The following is a 17,500-nucleotide window of genomic DNA, read 5'->3' on the forward strand; positions in this document are numbered from 1 at the left end:
TTCTTTTGTTGTTGACGACGTTTATTAATTTACCATATTAATAGTTTATACGTCAATACTTTTTCAAAAAAAGAATACCAGGCTAGAAAACATAACGTTTCTTCTAACCTGGTAAAACATATAATTTAATAACTATAAGCGCACCGATACCTGGTAAACCTAAAAAACCCGAAATAAATGTAGTACCGACATTAATAGGCAGATGAAAGTTAAATTGCGTCCCCACTACATTGACAGCAAACAGCAACAAAGCTCCTATTACAATTTTGACAAGCGGCCTTCCTATAAAACGAAACGACTTAATAGGAGCGCCGACAATTAATAAAAGAAAGATTAACGCTAATATACCGCCAATAATTAAACGTTGTTCCATACCGTCCTCTCCCTTACAACTTGTACATTATATTTGTATGAAAAAAAGAAAAAAAAAAGACCGTTAAAATTTCTTCTTCAAAATAAAAAGTCGAGCGGAACATACATGTTCCGCTCGACTTCTCCTTTACAACCGTTCCATTTTCACAGGACGTCTTTTTGCTTCCTTCAATAGATAGAAATATTTTGCTTCCGCCAATTTTAAATGACATAGCACATCTTCTGAAGGCTCAATACTTTGTGCTACAATTCTTCTTTGGCGCATCCATTCTACCTTCACTTGTTCTAGCAATGCAATTAACTTTTCGTCATATTCTTTGCGCAAATTCCCTTTTTTCTGAAAAAGCATCTCTATTTCTCCTACTAATTATAATTCTCTGCGGCCCTCTAACGCCTTTGATAACGTTACCTCATCCGCGTATTCTAAATCACCGCCAACCGGTAGCCCATGTGCAATACGTGTCACTTTAATACCAGTCGGCTTTAACAGGCGAGAAATGTACATCGCTGTCGCTTCTCCTTCAATGTTCGGGTTTGTCGCCAAAATAACTTCTTGTACTGTTTCATCGTGCAGTCGCTTTAACAACTGAGGGATATTGATATCTTCCGGACCAATTCCTTCCATTGGGGAAATGGCACCATTTAATACATGATATACTCCCTGATATTCTTTCATCTTCTCCATTGCAATGACATCTTTCGGCTCTTGCACAACGCAAACAATCGATTGATCACGATGAGAATCATCACAAATATAACAAGGATCTTTATCTGTTATATGGCCGCAAATAGAGCAATATGTTAAGTTTCGCTTTGCATTTACAAGCGACTTCGCAAAATCTAATACATCATCTTCTTTCATATCCAATACGAAAAAAGCCAGGCGAACAGCTGTTTTCGGTCCGATTCCTGGCAATTTCATAAAGCTGTCAATCAGCTTTGAGATTGGTTCTGGATAGTGCATCTATGACCAGCCTCCTAGAACATACCGCCCGGTAAATTCAATCCTTTTGTAAATTGTCCCATTGTAGAAGCTGATAGCTCTTCCGCTTTCTTTAATGCATCATTCGTTGCAGCTAATACAAGGTCTTGTAACATTTCAATATCTTCTGGATCTACAACTTCTTCTTTAATTTGCACTTCTAAAATTTGCTTATGTCCATTTGCGATAACTGTTACCATACCACCGCCAGCTGTTCCCTCAACTGTTTTTTCACCAAGTTCCTCTTGCGCTTTCGCCATTTGTTTTTGCATTTTCTGCATTTGCTTCATCATGTTATTCATATTTCCCATTCCACCACGCATCATAATAATTCCTCCTAATTGTTTCTTAATGAATGTTTATAGTTTAATAAAGAAAAATCCATTTAAGACGTGTTTTACTCTCTTATTTCAATTAATTGTTCTCCCACAATCTTTACAGCTTCTTCGATAAGAGGGTCTTTTGGCTTTTCAGCTTCCTCTGAAGGACTACCTTCATGTTGTAAGAAACCCTCACGAATTTTTCCCCATTCACTTTTTGGAATTGCAATCATTTGCAACCTCTTTCCAAACAGTTCAAAGAGAATTTGCTCTACCGTATCTGTTGCTTCACGATTTTCACTCGCCATTTTACAATGTATTTCATACTTAAAACCAAGAACATAAGAAGTAGTAGAAGCTGCGACTGGCTCACTGTTTTCTAATAAAACCGCATAAGCAACTTTATTATAGTTTTTCAATCGCTCTAACAGTTCACCCCACGCACTCTTTAGTTGCTCTAAATCCTTACGAGTCGCTTGTTTTAATACTTCATGAACACGCCCAACTGGTATTTTCATGCTACCAGAACGAGTCGGCTTCGGTGTAACCTTTGTTTCTCTCACTTCTTGTTGCATAGGTACACCATGCTGCTTCATATTTTCTAATTCCTGTTCTAATTGCTGCATTCTTTGTAAAACAGCTTGCAAACGATCCGCTCCATTTGCTTTCATCGCAAATTGCTGACACAGTTGTACCATAACCACCTCTAAAAAAATACGAGGATGATTTGTCCATTTCATTTCTTGTTGGCTTTTGCTAAGCGTATGAATAATTTCATAAATCATTTCAGGTTGCATATCCTGACTTAACTTACGAAATGAATCATCAACAATAACTCTCTCTAGCATGTCCTCTAGCTGAGGCGAAGTTTGATATAAAAGCATATCTCGATAATAGTAAATGAAGTCTTCCATGAAGCGAAGCGGATCTTTCCCTTGATTCATAATATCATCAACAATACGCAGCGCTTTGGATACATCATTTTCATAGATGCACCCTACAAGGTTTGCTAAATATTGCTGTGAAACAGAACCTGTAACCGCTAATACATCTTCTACTGTTACCACTTCATCACTATAAGAAATAGCTTGATCAATTAAACTTAATGCATCACGCATACCACCTTCTGCGGCACGCGCTACAATTTGAAGAGCTTCCTCGTCCACTTTCGTTCCTTCGTTGTTTACAACAGTTGTTAATCGTTCGACAATATCATGCACTGATATTTTTCGAAATTCAAAACGCTGACAACGAGAAATAATTGTTGGTGGAATTTTATGCGGTTCTGTCGTTGCTAAAATAAAGATAACATGTTGCGGGGGTTCTTCTAATGTTTTTAATAGCGCATTAAAAGCACCCATAGAAAGCATGTGAACTTCATCAATAATATATACTTTATAGCGAACTTCGCTTGGAGCATACTTTACTTTATCTCTTATATCTCGAATTTCATCTACACCGTTATTCGAAGCCGCGTCAATTTCTAATACATCTGAAATAGCACCTTGCGTAATTCCTAAGCATGCAGGACATTCATTACAAGGTTCAGCTGTAGGAGCATGCTCACAGTTGATTGCTTTGGCAAATACCTTTGCAATTGTTGTTTTCCCTGTTCCTCTTGGTCCGGAAAACACATAGGCATGTGATGCTTTCTCTTGAAGAAGAGCATTTTGCAACGTTTTCGTTACGTGCTTTTGACCGACTACATCTTCAAATTTTTGCGGCCTCCATGTTCGGTATAACGCCTGGTATGACACGAAAATACGGCCTCCCCCAAAGGTTATTATCTCAATTATCTCGCTATTTTCGAACAGCAATCCCCAGCTCAAACTAAAGAAATTAGATGGGAAATAGACTGCCCGTAAAAGCCCGATTCGTTCGACTGATAATTAGTAAAGTATAAAAAATCACCCACTAATTAAAGTTTCATCTTATTATAACCCATTCTGATTATAGATTCCAAAAGTTATTTTCTATACAAAAAACCCACCCTATTCATATAGGATGAGCTTTATATGCATATATAACTGCCGTGCACCTTCTGTCGATTACGTACCATAAGCGTTACTTAAGCAGTTAGCTCGGTTCAGGCACTCCTGCGGCACACGAGAAGACCCGCTTATTGCTGCTTCCTTCCGGACCTGACAAGGTTCACGGGGTCCCGTTGCGCAGGACCCAAACGTCAACACCACTTACTTAAGGCAGACCCTACAGTAGCATAACCTCGAGAAGGGATTCGGCCTCGCTAGAGCGGATTGCGAGTACAGGGCACCGCTACCTCCCCGCTTAGCACGGCAAAGTTAAAACCATATTTAGTTGCCTTATCTGAAGGCAATATCAGTATAACTTGTTTCCTAAAAAATTGCAACGTGTTAACAAAGACTATTTTTATCCAGCTTTTCCTTCTCTTTCTTCCTCTTTTTGCGTAGTTCTCGAAAAAAGTTTGTTAATAATGCTCCACACTCTTCTTCTAACACACCAACCACAACTTCAGATTGATGATTAAACCGTTCCTCTGTTAATAAATTCATTAATGTACCAGCACATCCACCTTTTGGGTCACTCGCTCCATATACAACACGTTTTACACGCGATAAAACAATTGCACCCGCACACATTGGACACGGCTCTAATGTGACATATAGGGTTGCATTTTCCAAACGCCACGTCCCTAACTTTTTGCACGCATCATCAATTGCTAACAATTCAGCGTGAGCAATTGATCGCTGCTCTGTTTCACGCAAATTATGTGCACGACTTACTACCTCACCGTCCACTACAACAACTGCACCAATTGGTACTTCTTGTATTTCTTCAGCCTTTTTTGCTTCCTCTATCGCGAGCTTCATAAAGTAAATATCTTCTTCCATAACAAAATCCTTTCATCACAAATAACTTTTCTATATTCAATCCAATCTAAAGAGAAAGGAAAGGAGATTACATATGAAAAATACAGCACTTCTTATCATCGATATGATTAATGACTTTCAATTTTCACATGGACCTATCTTAGCACGAAAATGCAAAATTATTACAGAATCTATTTTAGAACTCAAACAAAAAATGAAAACCTCTGGCTGTCCAATTATTTATGTAAATGATCATTATCATTTATGGAGAGCTGATATTAACGAGCTTATTGCCTATTGCACAAATGAATATAGTCAAGAAATTATTAAAAAAATAGCACCCTCAAATGATGATTATATTTTTATTAAACCACATTATTCTGCTTTTTATGAAACCCCCTTAAATTCATTGCTAGGTCATTTAAAGATAGAAAACCTTATTTTAACAGGGGTAGCTGGAAATATATGCATCCTTTTTACCGCAAATGATGCTCATATGAGAAATTATCAATTATATGTACCTGAAGATTGCATTGCATCCAATTGCGACCAAGATAACAAACACGCCCTGCACATTATGCAAGCAACTTTAAAAGCAAATATTTCTCCATCAATTCATTTAAAGGTGTAATACCATAAATTGATTTTCTAACTTTTTATGAAAACCAACCCTTTCTGCCTCCTCTTATGCTACAATAATTCTGTTTTGTGCTTTTTATTAGTGCTAAATTATGTTTTGGAAGGAGGCAACAGCGTGACCGGAGTACCATTTATTACGGTCGAAGGACCAATTGGTGTCGGAAAAACTTCACTCGCGAAAGCGATATCGACTCACATGCAACTCCATTTATTAAAAGAAATCGTTGATGAGAATCCTTTCTTAGGCAAGTTTTACGAAGACATCCAAGAATGGAGTTTTCAAACAGAAATGTTTTTCCTCTGCAACCGTTATAAGCAACTAGAAGACATCGATACAAAATATTTAAAACAACATATGCCTGTTGTAGCAGATTACCATATATTCAAAAATTTAATCTTTGCATCTCGAACATTACGGGGTTCCCAGTACGAGAAATACATGCAAATTTATCGTATCTTAACACAAGATATGCCCGTTCCAAACGTCATCGTGTATATAACAGCAAGCTTAGAAACGCTCCAAAAACGAATTGCCATGCGCGGACGGGAATTCGAAAAAAATATAGATCCGAATTATTTATTACAACTCATTGAAGATTACGAAGCGGCAATGGAAGCTTTCAAACAAGATCATCCGAGCATCCCCGTACTAAAATTTAACGGAGATAATATGGATTTTGTGAAAAATGAATCGGACTTAAACGTAATCTTATCAGCATTACAAAATACACTGACGAAGGAGATTAATCAGTAATGAATTTGAGACAAAAATATGATATTCCAAATGACGCTGTTATTACGATTGCAGGAACAGTTGGCGTCGGAAAATCTACAATGACAAATGCACTAGCAAACGCGCTTGGTTACCGCACATCATTTGAAAAGGTAGACTCCAATCCATATCTAGACAAATTTTATGGTGATTTCACACGTTGGAGCTTCCACTTACAAGTTTATTTCTTAGCAGAACGCTTTAAAGAACAAAAAAGAATTTTCGAATATGGCGGAGGATTTATTCAAGACCGTTCTATTTATGAAGACACAGGAATTTTCGCAAAAATGCATTATGAAAAGGGAACAATGACCGCTACGGATTATGAAACATATAAAAGCTTATTCGATGCAATGGTTATGACCCCCTACTTCCCACACCCTAATTTACTCATTTATTTAGAAGGGTCGTTTGAAGATATCGTAGATCGTATTAAAGAACGCGGAAGACCTATGGAACAGCAAACACCGATTGAATATTGGGAAGAAATGCATGCACGCTATGAAAATTGGATTAATGATTTTAATGCTTGCCCTGTGCTGCGTCTTAATATTAATGAATATGATATTTTACAAAATGAAAATTCAATTGAACCTATCATTAAGAAGATTGGTCACTTCTTACAACAAACACGTAAACTTGTAAAATAAAAAACCCGTGCAATCGCACGGGTTTTTTCTATGAACTTAGTTTTTCTTTTTGGTCGGAGCAATAATCTCGCTCTCTGATTTTCCAGCATTAATGCGCTGACGCACAGTACTTACACTAAGATCATACGCTTCAGCAATTTCTTTTACCGTCATTTCTGTCCCGTTAATAACAGCCGTAATTACTTTACGTTTTGCAGCTGCTTGTTTTTCGATTTGTTTTGGTGCTTCTACTTTCTTCACTTCTTGTTTCACATCACAGATGCAACCACTAAGTTTACGAAATGTTTCATCACTTACAATACGAGATACGTTCGCAGCACTGTTTAAAATCTTATTTTTCTTGCAAACGGGGCATTGTACATAGTATAGTGTTTTTCCGTCAAGCGGAAACGTTTGTATAATAATATCCATGGTAGCTCCTTTCATATCTATGAAGATAATCATCGGAATATGAGTGTTTCTATAAGAGATGAAATCCTCTATATGCTACTTCCTGAGTGGTTAAAATAAAAACTCGTTACGTGTTGGTAACGAGTTCTCCAATCTCCACTTATATGCGCTGTTGTCAATTATATATGGCGGAGGAAGAGGGATTCGAACCCCCGCGCGGCTCGCACCGCCTGTCGGTTTTCAAGACCGATCCCTTCAGCCAGACTTGGGTATTCCTCCGTATTCACATGACATGAAATATAATATCAAAAGAAAAACAGTTCGTCAACCCTACTATAATAGAAAAGGAAAGAGATTTTTTCTCTATCCTTTTCCCCTTCTTATACAATCTATTCTAATCTTCTAACTAACAATAAGATCATCAGCGTTAAGTATATCCCTTATCTTGTTAAAAACCTCGCTTTGTTCTTATTGGATAACAAGAGATGTATATGAAGAAAACTTTATTTAATTACTGCTTTTCCTCCCATATAAGGACGAAGAACTTCTGGAATGATAATAGAACCATCTTCTTGTTGGTAATTTTCTAAAATGGCAGCTACCGTACGGCCAATTGCAAGCCCAGATCCGTTTAATGTATGAACATGCTCTGGTTTCGCATTTGTTTCACGGCGGAAACGGATGTTTGCACGTCGCGCTTGGAACGCTTCAAAATTACTACAAGAAGAAATTTCACGATATGTACCGTAGCTAGGAATCCATACTTCGATATCGTACTTCTTCGCTGCTGTAAATCCTAAATCTCCTGTGCACATGCTCATTACACGATATGGAAGGCCTAACAATTGTAATACACGCTCTGCATCATTTGTTAATTTTTCTAGTTCTTCATAAGAATCTTCAGGTTTCACGAATTTCACAAGTTCTACTTTATTAAATTGATGCTGACGAATTAAACCACGTGTATCACGACCAGCAGATCCTGCTTCAGAGCGGAAACATGCGCTAAATGCAGCATAACGAATTGGTAGTTGTTCTCCACTTAAAATCTCATCACGATGTAAGTTTGTTACAGGTACTTCAGCTGTAGGAATTAAGAAATAGTCCTCACTCTCAATACGAAACGCATCTTCTTCAAACTTTGGAAGTTGCCCTGTTCCAATCATACTTGTACGATTCACCATATATGGAGGTAAAATCTCTTCATAGCCATGTTCCTCTGTATGAAGATCAAGCATGAAATTAAATAAAGCACGTTCTAACTTCGCACCTGCCCCTTTATAAAATACAAAACGGCTACCTGTTACTTTCCCAGCGCGTTCAAAGTCTAACATACCTAAATCCGTTGCAAGATCCCAATGCGGCTTTGGTTCAAACGTAAATTCTTGAACTTCCCCCCATGTACGAACTTGCACATTATCATCTTCCGTTTCACCATTTGGTGTAGATTCGTGCGGAATATTTGGAATAGATAACATTAATTTCTCAAGATCTTCTTCAACTGTACGAAGCTCATTATCAAGCTCTTTAACTTTATCGCTTACTTCACGCATTTCTAAGATAAGTGCTTCTGCATCTTTCTTTTCACGTTTCAATACAGAAATTTGTTGAGATACCTCATTACGTTTGCTTTTTAGCTCTTCTGTTTGTACAAGTAATTCTCTTCTTTTTATGTCTAATTCTTCAAAACGGCCAAAATCTGTTAAGTCTTCGCCTCTATGTTGTAATTTCGCTTTTACTTCTTCAAAGTTTGCACGCAAAAATTTAATATCAAGCATGATAATTCCTCCTTTATTTTTAGAAAAACAAAAAACTCCCGTCCCTGTACAAAGGGACGGGAGTTAACCCGCGTTGCCACCCTAATTGAAAGCATACTTGCTTTCCTCTCAAGTAGAAATAACGGCTCTTCACCGGAAATGCTTACTTGTCTAAAGACCGTTCCGCATCTCACTCCAGGATGGATTCACAAGCTGTTTCTATCGGTTTACACCAGCCACCGACTCTCTATAAGAAACGAATCTTGTTACTACTTCCTATCAACACATTTGTCATATAAAATAGTTACCATCAATTTACTATAATCTTGCACAAGTTGCAAGTCGCTTATACGACTTTTTTCATTTTTGCTTCTTTCACCATGTCTACGAAATAAGCTGTAACACGATGATCATCTGTTAATTCTGGATGGAAAGAAGCTGCTAATAAATGATTTTGTCGAACCGCTACCATGCGATCTTCATGTGTACATAATACTTCTACATGATCTTCTACATCTACAACATATGGCGCACGAATAAATACACCGATAAAGTCTTCGCCTACACCTTTCATAGAAAGGGCAGCCTCAAAGCTATCTTTTTGACGACCAAATGCATTGCGTTCTACGGTAATATCCATTGCACCGATATGTGATTCTTCATATCCAATAAGGTTCTTTGCAAGTAAAATCATACCTGCACATGTACCAAACATCGGTTTTCCTGTTTTAGAAAATTCACGAAGAGGTTCCATGAAACCATATTTATCAATAAGGCGGCGCATTGTTGTGCTTTCACCGCCTGGTAAAATAAGTCCATCTACTTCCTCTAGCTGCTCTGTACGTTTCACAATAACAGCTTGTGCACCACTTGCTTCTATTGCACGTACATGTTCACGAACAGCCCCTTGAAGTCCCAATACACCGATTGTAATCATTTCAAAAACTCCTTTAATTACCAACCGCGCTCTTGCATGCGTTGTTCTGGTAATAATGTTGAAATTTCAACACCTTTCATTGCATTACCTAGCCCTTTAGAAAGACGAGCAATTAATTCATAATCTTCATAATGTGTTGTTGCTTCAACAATTGCGCGTGCAAATTTTTCTGGATTTTCTGATTTGAAAATACCAGAACCTACGAATACCCCATCTGCACCAAGTTGCATCATTAATGCAGCATCAGCTGGAGTTGCAACGCCGCCTGCTGCAAAGTTTACAACTGGCAAACGACCAAGGCGTTTAATTTCAAGTAATACTTCATAAGGAGCACCAGTGTTTTTTGCATATGTCATTAATTCATCTTCGCGCAGACTCGCAACTTGACGAATTTCTGCGTTTACTTGACGCATATGACGTACAGCTTCTACAATATTCCCTGTGCCAGGCTCACCTTTTGTACGAAGCATAGATGCACCTTCAGCAATACGACGTGCTGCTTCGCCAATATCACGACATCCACATACAAACGGAACAGTGTAATCACGTTTATTTAAATGGTACACTTCATCAGCTGGAGTTAATACTTCACTCTCATCAATATAGTCTACCCCTAATGATTCAAGTACACGTGCTTCCACAAGATGGCCAATACGACATTTTGCCATAACTGGAATTGATACAGCACCCATTACTTCTTCTACAATTGTTGGATCTGCCATACGCGAAACGCCACCTGCTGCACGAATATCAGCTGGAACACGTTCTAGTGCCATAACAGCAACCGCACCTGCTGCTTCTGCAATTTTTGCTTGCTCAGCGTTGACTACGTCCATAATGACGCCGCCCTTTTGCATTTCTGCCATTCCACGTTTTACACGCTCTGTCCCTGTTACATTGATCATGTACAAAAACCCCCCTAGGTGAATTGCTTTTCCCCGTTCACGACGAAAAGTAAGAATACTCTTACATTCTACCATTACTTATTAGAGGCTTGTCTACTATTTTTTTTGTTATACTCGATGCAAAATACAAGAAATAAAAAAAGCCCCCTATGGGGAGCTCTTAAAACCAACCTTTTACAGTATCAACTGTACTATGCCATATACCACTAAAGAAGGAACCAACGCTTCGCATAGAAAGAACAAACCAGTTCGCTTTCTCTACTTCTTGTTTTGTTACAAGGTCTACTTGCATTGACTTACCAGTTAAAAACCCTACATCATTTGCATCTTTTGCTGATACAGTCATATAACCAAGTGTCGTACCTTTTTTGATTGGCGCTTCATTCTTCTTATTTACTGCTTTGAAATCTGTTTTATAAACATCTTTACTTCCCTTTGGTATTGGAAGCACAACTTCTTCCTTCGTTTGCACTGCTACATTTGTATCTTTTGCTTTATCCACATGAACTGTTTCATGCCCTTTTACTTGGGAATTTTTCTGATATACTGTTTTCGTTTGGAAATTTGTAAAACCGTAATCAAATAGTTTCTTTGTTTCTGCAAAACGTGCTGTGTGAGAGTTTGTTTTAATAACAACAGAAATTAAACGCATACCATTACGTTCTGCTGTACCTGTAAAACAATCTCCAGCTTCTGGAGTAGAACCTGTTTTCAGACCATCTACTCCTTCATATTGCATAACTAATCCAGGTAACATCCAGTTCCAGTTATCCATTTTTATTGGATATTTTCCACCTTCTTGGAATGTTTTTTTCGGAATCTTAGATGTCTCTAACGTCTCTGGATACTCTTTAATTAAATGTTGCGCTAAGATTGCAACATCTCTAGCAGACATTTTATTCTCTTCATCCGGAGTTGTCCCTTCAGGCTGTCTCCCTTTTAAATCTTTATTTGTTAATCCTGTACAGTTTACAAATTTATAGTTCGTTAATCCAAGTTCTTTCGCTTTGTCATTCATCATCTTAACAAAATTCGCTTCTGAACCGCCGATTAATTCAGCTAAGGCAATCGTTGCACCATTTGCAGAGTAAATTGCCATTGCCTCGTATAACTCTTTTACAGTATAAGTACCGCCATTTTCTAATGGAACATTTGATAAAGAGCGATCTTGTGAAATAAAATGAGCATATTCAGAAACCTTTGTTTTTTGATCCCACTTAATTTTTCCTTTTGCGACTGCATCATGAACTAAATATTCACTCATTATTTTTGTCATACTCGCAATTGCTAATAGTTCGTCTGGATTTTTTTGATATAAAATTTTCCCAGAGTTCGCTTCCACTAAAATCGCCGCACCTGCTTCAACATTCAAAGGAGCATTTGTTTCTGCAAATGCACTGCTGTATGTAAAAAACATGCTGCAAAATAGTGTAAGTACTGTTACAATCGCAAGTATTTGTTTACGGAACATACCTGTCACTTTTGTTACCCCCAATATATTTGTACTCACATAAACGTTATTCTAACACAATCAAAAAAAAATAGACAGAGATACTAAACCTCTGTCTATTTCGATATCCGACATTATAATGAATAGTTTGGTGATTCTTTTGTAATTTGTACATCATGCGGATGACTTTCACGTAATCCGGCACCTGACATACGGATAAACTGCGCATTTTCACGTAAGAATGGTAAATCAGCTGCACCGCAATATCCCATGCCTGCACGTAATCCACCAACTAATTGATGTACCGTATCTGCTAAAGGACCTTTAAATGGAACGCGGCCTTCGATTCCTTCTGGAACAAGTTTTTTATTGCCTTCTTGGAAGTAACGATCTTTACTTCCTTTTTCCATTGCTCCAACAGAACCCATACCACGATATACTTTAAATTGACGACCTTGGTAAATTTCTGTATCTCCAGGGCTTTCTGCTACACCGGCAAAAATACTTCCAAGCATAACAACGTGTGCACCAGCTGCTAATGCTTTTACAATATCACCAGAATATTTAATTCCACCATCAGCAATGACTGGAACACCGTATTTACGAGCTTCTGTTGCACAGTCATACACTGCAGTTAACTGAGGAACACCAACACCAGCTACAACGCGTGTTGTACAAATAGAACCTGGTCCAATACCAACTTTTACAATATTTGCACCTGCTTCAATTAATTCACGAGTTGCTTCCGCTGTTGCAACGTTACCAGCTATGATATTCAATTTCGGATACTTTTCACGAACTTCTTTCACCTTGTCTAATACACCTTTGGAATGTCCGTGAGCTGTATCAATAACAATTACATCAACATTTGCTTTTACTAATGCATCGATGCGTTGCATTGCATCAGCTGTTACTCCAACAGCTGCACCTACTAATAAACGACCTTGTTTATCTTTTGCAGAGTTTGGAAACTCAATTACTTTTTCAATATCTTTAATTGTAATCAAGCCTTGTAATACGCCGTTATCATCAACAAGAGGGAGTTTTTCAATTTTATGCTTCTGTAAGATTTTTTCAGCATCTTCTAGTGTAGTATGAACTGGAGCCGTAATTAAATGCTCTTTTGTCATGACATCGGAAATCTTAATTGAATAATCTTGGATAAAACGCATATCACGATTTGTAATAATTCCTACAAGCTTTCGCTCTTCCCCGTCATTTACGATTGGAACACCTGAAATGCGATATTTTCCCATCAAATGTTCTGCATCATATACTTGATGGTCTGGAGTTAAAAAGAAAGGATCAGTAATAACGCCACTTTCAGAACGTTTTACTTTGTCTACTTGCTCCGCTTGTTGCTCAATAGACATATTCTTATGAATAATACCTAATCCACCTTGACGAGCCATTGCGATAGCCATATCAGCTTCTGTTACCGTATCCATACCAGCACTAATTAAAGGGATGTTTAATTGTAAGCTTTCAGATAAAACTGTTTTCACGCTTACTTCTCTTGGTAATACATCGGATCTAGCTGGTACAAGTAATACATCATCAAACGTTAAACCTTCTTTAACAAATTTAGATTCCCACATAAATGATTCCCCCCATGATACCTGAAATTATTATTAGTAGCTTAACAATTGGTTAAAATACTGTCAAGAAAGACAGTATATGTTAGAATTTTCTAAAAATAAAAGGAGAGTATACAATGCAGCATTCATCAATCATTTGGCAGAAATTAAGCTTCTTTCTTTCTTCTACTCACACACAACATTATCTTACCCATTGCTATAAAAAATTAGGTAATATAAATACTGAGAAAAAAAGCTTTGAAAATTGCTATCCATTTATTTATTACTTAGAGCATGGGAAAAATTACTATGATTTGTGTCAAACTGCTCCGCTTTCCATAAAACCAGTATTATTGTTTTATGGAATGAGCCAGTTACTAAAAGCTTGTTTACTTACAGTCGATCCTAATTATCCGGAATCAACTTCTGTATTAGCGCATGGGGCCACAACAAGAAAGCGAAAAAAACAAAGCTATCAGTTTATAGATGATGAAGTTAAAATACAAAAACATGGATTATTTACTCAAGTTGCGGAACAAATGTTTCATGTGAAACATTTAGAGGGAGAAAAATATACAATGGGAGAGTTACTGCAACGAATTGCAGAACTAAAGGACTTATTCTTATACAGCAAAAGAAGAAATAGGCTATATAAACTAAAAGAGATGACTGAGAATACCTTTACTTTTCCTACTCATGTTTTAGATGCTTTTCATATGACAGAAGAACGTTTTATACGACATATGGAGGGAACTTACAAGCATCTTAACGTTCGATATACAAACGTTAAAGAAAATGACTCATATTTATATTTCACAGCTCCTATTAGACAATGGAATCCATTATACAGTGCACCTCTTACATATAATCACTATACAAATACCTATTATTTACCTGCTAATGGCAATGCAGCTCCTATTTTCCCAGAATTACTTACGCATTATCTTCTGCTTTATAACCTAAGTATGATTTCCCGTTATGAAACAGATTGGTGGTACGATTTACTTGGAAGTTATTCTTCTGAAGATTATCCGTTTATTTTTCAATTTTTAGCTGTTACAGCAGAAAAAGTACCACACTATATTTACTTATATTTAATGAATCAACATAATACTATTTCTTAGGAAATAAAAAAAGACGAGTCCAATGACTCGTCTTTCGTTTGCCTGGCAACGTCCTACTCTCACAGGGACAAAGTCCCAACTACCATCGGCGCTAGAGAGCTTAACTTCCGTGTTCGGTATGGGAACGGGTGTGACCTCTCTGCCATCATTACCAGACTTATGAAGGTATGTTCCTTCAAAACTAGATAACATTTGCTTCATATTATATGGTTAAGTCCTCGATCTATTAGTATTCGTCAGCTCCACATGTCACCATGCTTCCACCTCGAACCTATCAACCTGATCATCTTTCAGGGATCTTACTAGCTTAACGCTATGGGAAATCTCATCTTGAGGGGGGCTTCATGCTTAGATGCTTTCAGCACTTATCCCTTCCGCACATAGCTACCCAGCTATGCCCTTGGCAGAACAACTGGTACACCAGCGGTGCGTCCATCCCGGTCCTCTCGTACTAAGGACAGCTCCTCTCAAATTTCCTACGCCCACGACGGATAGGGACCGAACTGTCTCACGACGTTCTGAACCCAGCTCGCGTACCGCTTTAATGGGCGAACAGCCCAACCCTTGGGACCGACTACAGCCCCAGGATGCGATGAGCCGACATCGAGGTGCCAAACCTCCCCGTCGATGTGGACTCTTGGGGGAGATAAGCCTGTTATCCCCGGGGTAGCTTTTATCCGTTGAGCGATGGCCCTTCCATGCGGAACCACCGGATCACTAAGCCCGACTTTCGTCCCTGCTCGACTTGTAGGTCTCGCAGTCAAGCTCCCTTATGCCTTTGCACTCTACGAATGATTTCCAACCATTCTGAGGGAACCTTTGGGCGCCTCCGTTACTTTTTAGGAGGCGACCGCCCCAGTCAAACTGCCCACCTGACACTGTCTCCCGGGTCGATAAGACCCGTAGGTTAGAATTTCAATACAGCCAGGGCGGTATCCCACCAGCGCCTCCACCGAAGCTAGCGCTCCGGCTTCAAAGGCTCCCGCCTATCCTGTACAAGCTGTACCAAAATTCAATATCAGGCTACAGTAAAGCTCCACGGGGTCTTTCCGTCCTGTCGCGGGTAACCTGCATCTTCACAGGTACTATAATTTCACCGAGTCTCTGGTTGAGACAGTGCCCAAATCGTTACACCTTTCGTGCGGGTCGGAACTTACCCGACAAGGAATTTCGCTACCTTAGGACCGTTATAGTTACGGCCGCCGTTTACTGGGGCTTCAGTTCAGAGCTTCGCTTGCGCTAACCCCTCTCCTTAACCTTCCAGCACCGGGCAGGTGTCAGCCCCTATACTTCGCCTTACGGCTTCGCAGAGACCTGTGTTTTTGCTAAACAGTCGCTTGGGCCTATTCACTGCGGCTTTCCGTTAAGAAAGCACCCCTTCTCCCGAAGTTACGGGGTCATTTTGCCGAGTTCCTTAACCAGAGTTCTCTCGCTCACCTTAGGATTCTCTCCTCGCCTACCTGTGTCGGTTTGCGGTACAGGCACCTTTTATCTCGCTAGAAGCTTTTCTTGGCAGCGGGGAATCAAAGACTTCGCTCCATAAGGAGCTTCCCCATCACAGCTCAGCCTTCGCGGTAAGCGGATTTGCCTACTTACCAGCCTAACTGCTTGGACGTGCACAACCAATCGCACGCTTCTTCTATCCTTCTGCGTCCCTCCATTGCTCAAACGATAAAGAGGTGGTACAGGAATATCAACCTGTTGTCCATCGCCTACGCCTGTCGGCCTCGGCTTAGGTCCTGACTAACCCTGAGCGGACGAGCCTTCCTCAGGAAACCTTAGGCATTCGGTGGACGGGATTCTCACCCGTCTTTCGCTACTCATACCGGCATTCTCACTTCTAAGCGCTCCACCAGTCCTTACGATCTGACTTCACAGCACTTAGAACGCTCCCCTACCACTGATACCATAGGTATCAATCCGCAGCTTCGGTGGTGTATTTAGCCCCGGTACATTTTCGGCGCAGAGTCACTCGACTAGTGAGCTATTACGCACTCTTTAAATGGTGGCTGCTTCTAAGCCAACATCCTAGTTGTCTAAGCAACTCCACATCCTTTTCCACTTAATACACACTTTGGGACCTTAGCTGGCGGTCTGGGCTGTTTCCCTTTTGACTACGGATCTTATCACTCGCAGTCTGACTCCCAAGGATAAGTCATTGGCATTCGGAGTTTGACTGAATTCGGTAATCCGATGGGGACCCCTAGTCCAATCAGTGCTCTACCTCCAAGACTCTCACACTTGAGGCTAGCCCTAAAGCTATTTCGGGGAGAACCAGCTATCTCCAGGTTCGATTGGAATTTCTCCGCTACCCACACCTCATCCCCGCACTTTTCAACGTGCGTGGGTTCGGGCCTCCATTCAGTGTTACCTGAACTTCACCCTGGACATGGGTAGATCACCTGGTTTCGGGTCTACGACCACGTACTAAACGCCCTATTCAGACTCGCTTTCGCTACGGCTCCGCCTCTTCAGCTTAACCTCGCACGGGATCGTAACTCGCCGGTTCATTCTACAAAAGGCACGCCATCACCCGTTAACGGGCTCTGACTATTTGTAGGCACACGGTTTCAGGATCTCTTTCACTCCCCTTCCGGGGTGCTTTTCACCTTTCCCTCACGGTACTGGTTCACTATCGATCACTAGGTAGTATTTAGCCTTGGGAGATGGTCCTCCCGGATTCCGACGGAATTTCACGTGTTCCGCCGTACTCAGGATACATTCAAGAGGGAACGAAGTTTCAACTACAGGGTTGTTACCTTCTATGACGAGCCTT

The 17,500-nt window shown here is 39.6% G+C and carries 16 protein-coding genes, 1 tRNA gene, 2 rRNA genes, 1 other RNA gene and 1 other annotated feature (1 of these 21 only partly in view); of the genes, 4 read left to right on the forward strand and 16 right to left on the reverse strand.

The genetic code is table 11. The features are described 5' to 3' along the window. Nucleotides 1-103 precede the first annotated feature (103 nt). From AB1279_RS24035 to tadA, 7 genes are all read right to left on the reverse strand, one after another. Nucleotides 104-373: a pro-sigmaK processing inhibitor BofA family protein gene (locus AB1279_RS24035; protein ID WP_429761246.1), complete on the reverse strand. Its 270-nt coding sequence runs from the start codon at nt 371-373 to the stop codon at nt 104-106. Between the two features lie 126 nt (nt 374-499). Beyond that, complete coding sequence (locus tag AB1279_RS24040) at nt 500-721, reverse strand: YaaL family protein (RefSeq protein ID WP_336484651.1); 222 nt, start codon at nt 719-721, stop codon at nt 500-502. An 18-nt stretch (nt 722-739) separates the two neighbouring features. Beyond that, nucleotides 740-1,336 carry a recombination protein RecR gene (gene recR, locus AB1279_RS24045; protein WP_098310719.1) on the reverse strand — a complete coding sequence of 199 codons (597 nt, stop codon included), beginning with the start codon at nt 1,334-1,336 and terminating at the stop codon, nt 740-742. Nucleotides 1,337-1,350: 14 nt separating this feature from the next. After that, nucleotides 1,351-1,677, reverse strand: coding sequence for a YbaB/EbfC family nucleoid-associated protein (locus AB1279_RS24050; RefSeq protein ID WP_336484653.1), 327 nt, complete (start codon nt 1,675-1,677; stop codon nt 1,351-1,353). Nucleotides 1,678-1,751: 74 nt separating this feature from the next. Next, nucleotides 1,752-3,431 (reverse strand): DNA polymerase III subunit gamma/tau, encoded by a 1,680-nt coding sequence (gene dnaX / locus AB1279_RS24055; RefSeq protein WP_429761248.1) that lies wholly within the window; start codon nt 3,429-3,431, stop codon nt 1,752-1,754. A 273-nt stretch (nt 3,432-3,704) separates the two neighbouring features. Next, nucleotides 3,705-3,969: signal recognition particle sRNA large type (ffs, locus tag AB1279_RS24060), an RNA gene on the reverse strand. Between the two features lie 77 nt (nt 3,970-4,046). Further along, nucleotides 4,047-4,544, reverse strand: coding sequence for a tRNA adenosine(34) deaminase TadA (gene tadA, locus AB1279_RS24065; RefSeq protein ID WP_429752882.1), 498 nt, complete (start codon nt 4,542-4,544; stop codon nt 4,047-4,049). Nucleotides 4,545-4,617: 73 nt separating this feature from the next. Here tadA and AB1279_RS24070 point away from each other — a divergent pair, with 73 nt between their 5' ends. From AB1279_RS24070 to AB1279_RS24080, 3 genes are all read left to right on the forward strand, one after another. Continuing rightward, nucleotides 4,618-5,154: an isochorismatase family cysteine hydrolase gene (locus AB1279_RS24070; protein ID WP_429761250.1), complete on the forward strand. Its 537-nt coding sequence runs from the start codon at nt 4,618-4,620 to the stop codon at nt 5,152-5,154. Between the two features lie 123 nt (nt 5,155-5,277). Beyond that, nucleotides 5,278-5,916: a deoxynucleoside kinase gene (locus AB1279_RS24075; RefSeq protein WP_429752884.1), complete on the forward strand. Its 639-nt coding sequence runs from the start codon at nt 5,278-5,280 to the stop codon at nt 5,914-5,916. Then, nucleotides 5,916-6,584: a deoxynucleoside kinase gene (locus tag AB1279_RS24080; RefSeq protein WP_429715627.1), complete on the forward strand. Its 669-nt coding sequence runs from the start codon at nt 5,916-5,918 to the stop codon at nt 6,582-6,584. Before AB1279_RS24075 ends, AB1279_RS24080 begins: the two co-directional genes overlap by 1 nt. A gap of 36 nt (nt 6,585-6,620) precedes the next feature. On the opposite strand, the gene AB1279_RS24085 is transcribed toward AB1279_RS24080, so the two are convergent. The 7 genes from AB1279_RS24085 to guaB all read right to left on the reverse strand — a co-directional run bounded on the left by AB1279_RS24085 (nt 6,621) and on the right by guaB (nt 13,621). Beyond that, the gene (locus AB1279_RS24085; protein ID WP_336484645.1) at nt 6,621-6,995 is read right to left on the reverse strand and encodes a DUF3797 domain-containing protein; all 375 of its coding nucleotides are present in this window, start codon (nt 6,993-6,995) and stop codon (nt 6,621-6,623) included. A gap of 165 nt (nt 6,996-7,160) precedes the next feature. Further along, nucleotides 7,161-7,253: transfer RNA gene (locus AB1279_RS24090), tRNA-Ser, on the reverse strand. 224 nt (nt 7,254-7,477) lie between these two features. Further along, on the reverse strand, nt 7,478-8,752 hold the full coding sequence (gene serS / locus AB1279_RS24095) for a serine--tRNA ligase (protein ID WP_429761252.1): 1,275 nt from the start codon (nt 8,750-8,752) through the stop codon (nt 7,478-7,480). Between the two features lie 49 nt (nt 8,753-8,801). After that, nucleotides 8,802-9,023 (reverse strand) — a binding site (T-box leader). A 54-nt stretch (nt 9,024-9,077) separates the two neighbouring features. Next, entirely contained in the window at nt 9,078-9,668 is a 591-nt protein-coding gene (gene pdxT, locus AB1279_RS24100; protein WP_429761254.1) for a pyridoxal 5'-phosphate synthase glutaminase subunit PdxT, read from the reverse strand. Between the two features lie 17 nt (nt 9,669-9,685). Further along, complete coding sequence (gene pdxS / locus AB1279_RS24105) at nt 9,686-10,570, reverse strand: pyridoxal 5'-phosphate synthase lyase subunit PdxS (protein WP_211482641.1); 885 nt, start codon at nt 10,568-10,570, stop codon at nt 9,686-9,688. Between the two features lie 163 nt (nt 10,571-10,733). Continuing rightward, nucleotides 10,734-12,053, reverse strand: coding sequence for a D-alanyl-D-alanine carboxypeptidase family protein (locus AB1279_RS24110; protein WP_429752887.1), 1,320 nt, complete (start codon nt 12,051-12,053; stop codon nt 10,734-10,736). 104 nt (nt 12,054-12,157) lie between these two features. Then, on the reverse strand, nt 12,158-13,621 hold the full coding sequence (gene guaB, locus AB1279_RS24115; protein WP_429752888.1) for an IMP dehydrogenase: 1,464 nt from the start codon (nt 13,619-13,621) through the stop codon (nt 12,158-12,160). 116 nt (nt 13,622-13,737) lie between these two features. Here guaB and AB1279_RS24120 point away from each other — a divergent pair, with 116 nt between their 5' ends. Then, entirely contained in the window at nt 13,738-14,724 is a 987-nt protein-coding gene (locus AB1279_RS24120; RefSeq protein ID WP_429761256.1) for a YaaC family protein, read from the forward strand. A 40-nt stretch (nt 14,725-14,764) separates the two neighbouring features. Here the strand turns inward: AB1279_RS24120 and rrf are convergent. After that, nucleotides 14,765-14,880 (reverse strand): 5S ribosomal RNA (gene rrf / locus AB1279_RS24125). A gap of 50 nt (nt 14,881-14,930) precedes the next feature. Next, nucleotides 14,931-17,500: ribosomal RNA gene (locus tag AB1279_RS24130) — 23S ribosomal RNA — on the reverse strand (it continues 353 nt past the right edge of the window).

This window comes from Bacillus sp. S14(2024), assembly GCF_050473785.1.
GTDB lineage: Bacteria > Bacillota > Bacilli > Bacillales > Bacillaceae_G > Bacillus_A > Bacillus_A yunxiaonensis.

What these genes read in the sequence shown, in the direction of transcription:
- AB1279_RS24120 (WP_429761256.1), top strand. Translation starts at nt 13,738, where the DNA reads ATGCAGCATTCATCAATCATTTGGCAGAAATTAAGCTTCTTTCTTTCT.
- recR (WP_098310719.1), bottom strand. Translation starts at nt 1,336, where the DNA reads ATGCACTATCCAGAACCAATCTCAAAGCTGATTGACAGCTTTATGAAA.
- guaB (WP_429752888.1), bottom strand. Translation starts at nt 13,621, where the DNA reads ATGTGGGAATCTAAATTTGTTAAAGAAGGTTTAACGTTTGATGATGTA.
- serS (WP_429761252.1), bottom strand. Translation starts at nt 8,752, where the DNA reads ATGCTTGATATTAAATTTTTGCGTGCAAACTTTGAAGAAGTAAAAGCG.
- pdxT (WP_429761254.1), bottom strand. Translation starts at nt 9,668, where the DNA reads ATGATTACAATCGGTGTATTGGGACTTCAAGGGGCTGTTCGTGAACAT.
- AB1279_RS24040 (WP_336484651.1), bottom strand. Translation starts at nt 721, where the DNA reads ATGCTTTTTCAGAAAAAAGGGAATTTGCGCAAAGAATATGACGAAAAG.
- AB1279_RS24085 (WP_336484645.1), bottom strand. Translation starts at nt 6,995, where the DNA reads ATGGATATTATTATACAAACGTTTCCGCTTGACGGAAAAACACTATAC.
- tadA (WP_429752882.1), bottom strand. Translation starts at nt 4,544, where the DNA reads ATGGAAGAAGATATTTACTTTATGAAGCTCGCGATAGAGGAAGCAAAA.
- AB1279_RS24070 (WP_429761250.1), top strand. Translation starts at nt 4,618, where the DNA reads ATGAAAAATACAGCACTTCTTATCATCGATATGATTAATGACTTTCAA.
- AB1279_RS24035 (WP_429761246.1), bottom strand. Translation starts at nt 373, where the DNA reads ATGGAACAACGTTTAATTATTGGCGGTATATTAGCGTTAATCTTTCTT.
- AB1279_RS24050 (WP_336484653.1), bottom strand. Translation starts at nt 1,677, where the DNA reads ATGCGTGGTGGAATGGGAAATATGAATAACATGATGAAGCAAATGCAG.
- AB1279_RS24080 (WP_429715627.1), top strand. Translation starts at nt 5,916, where the DNA reads ATGAATTTGAGACAAAAATATGATATTCCAAATGACGCTGTTATTACG.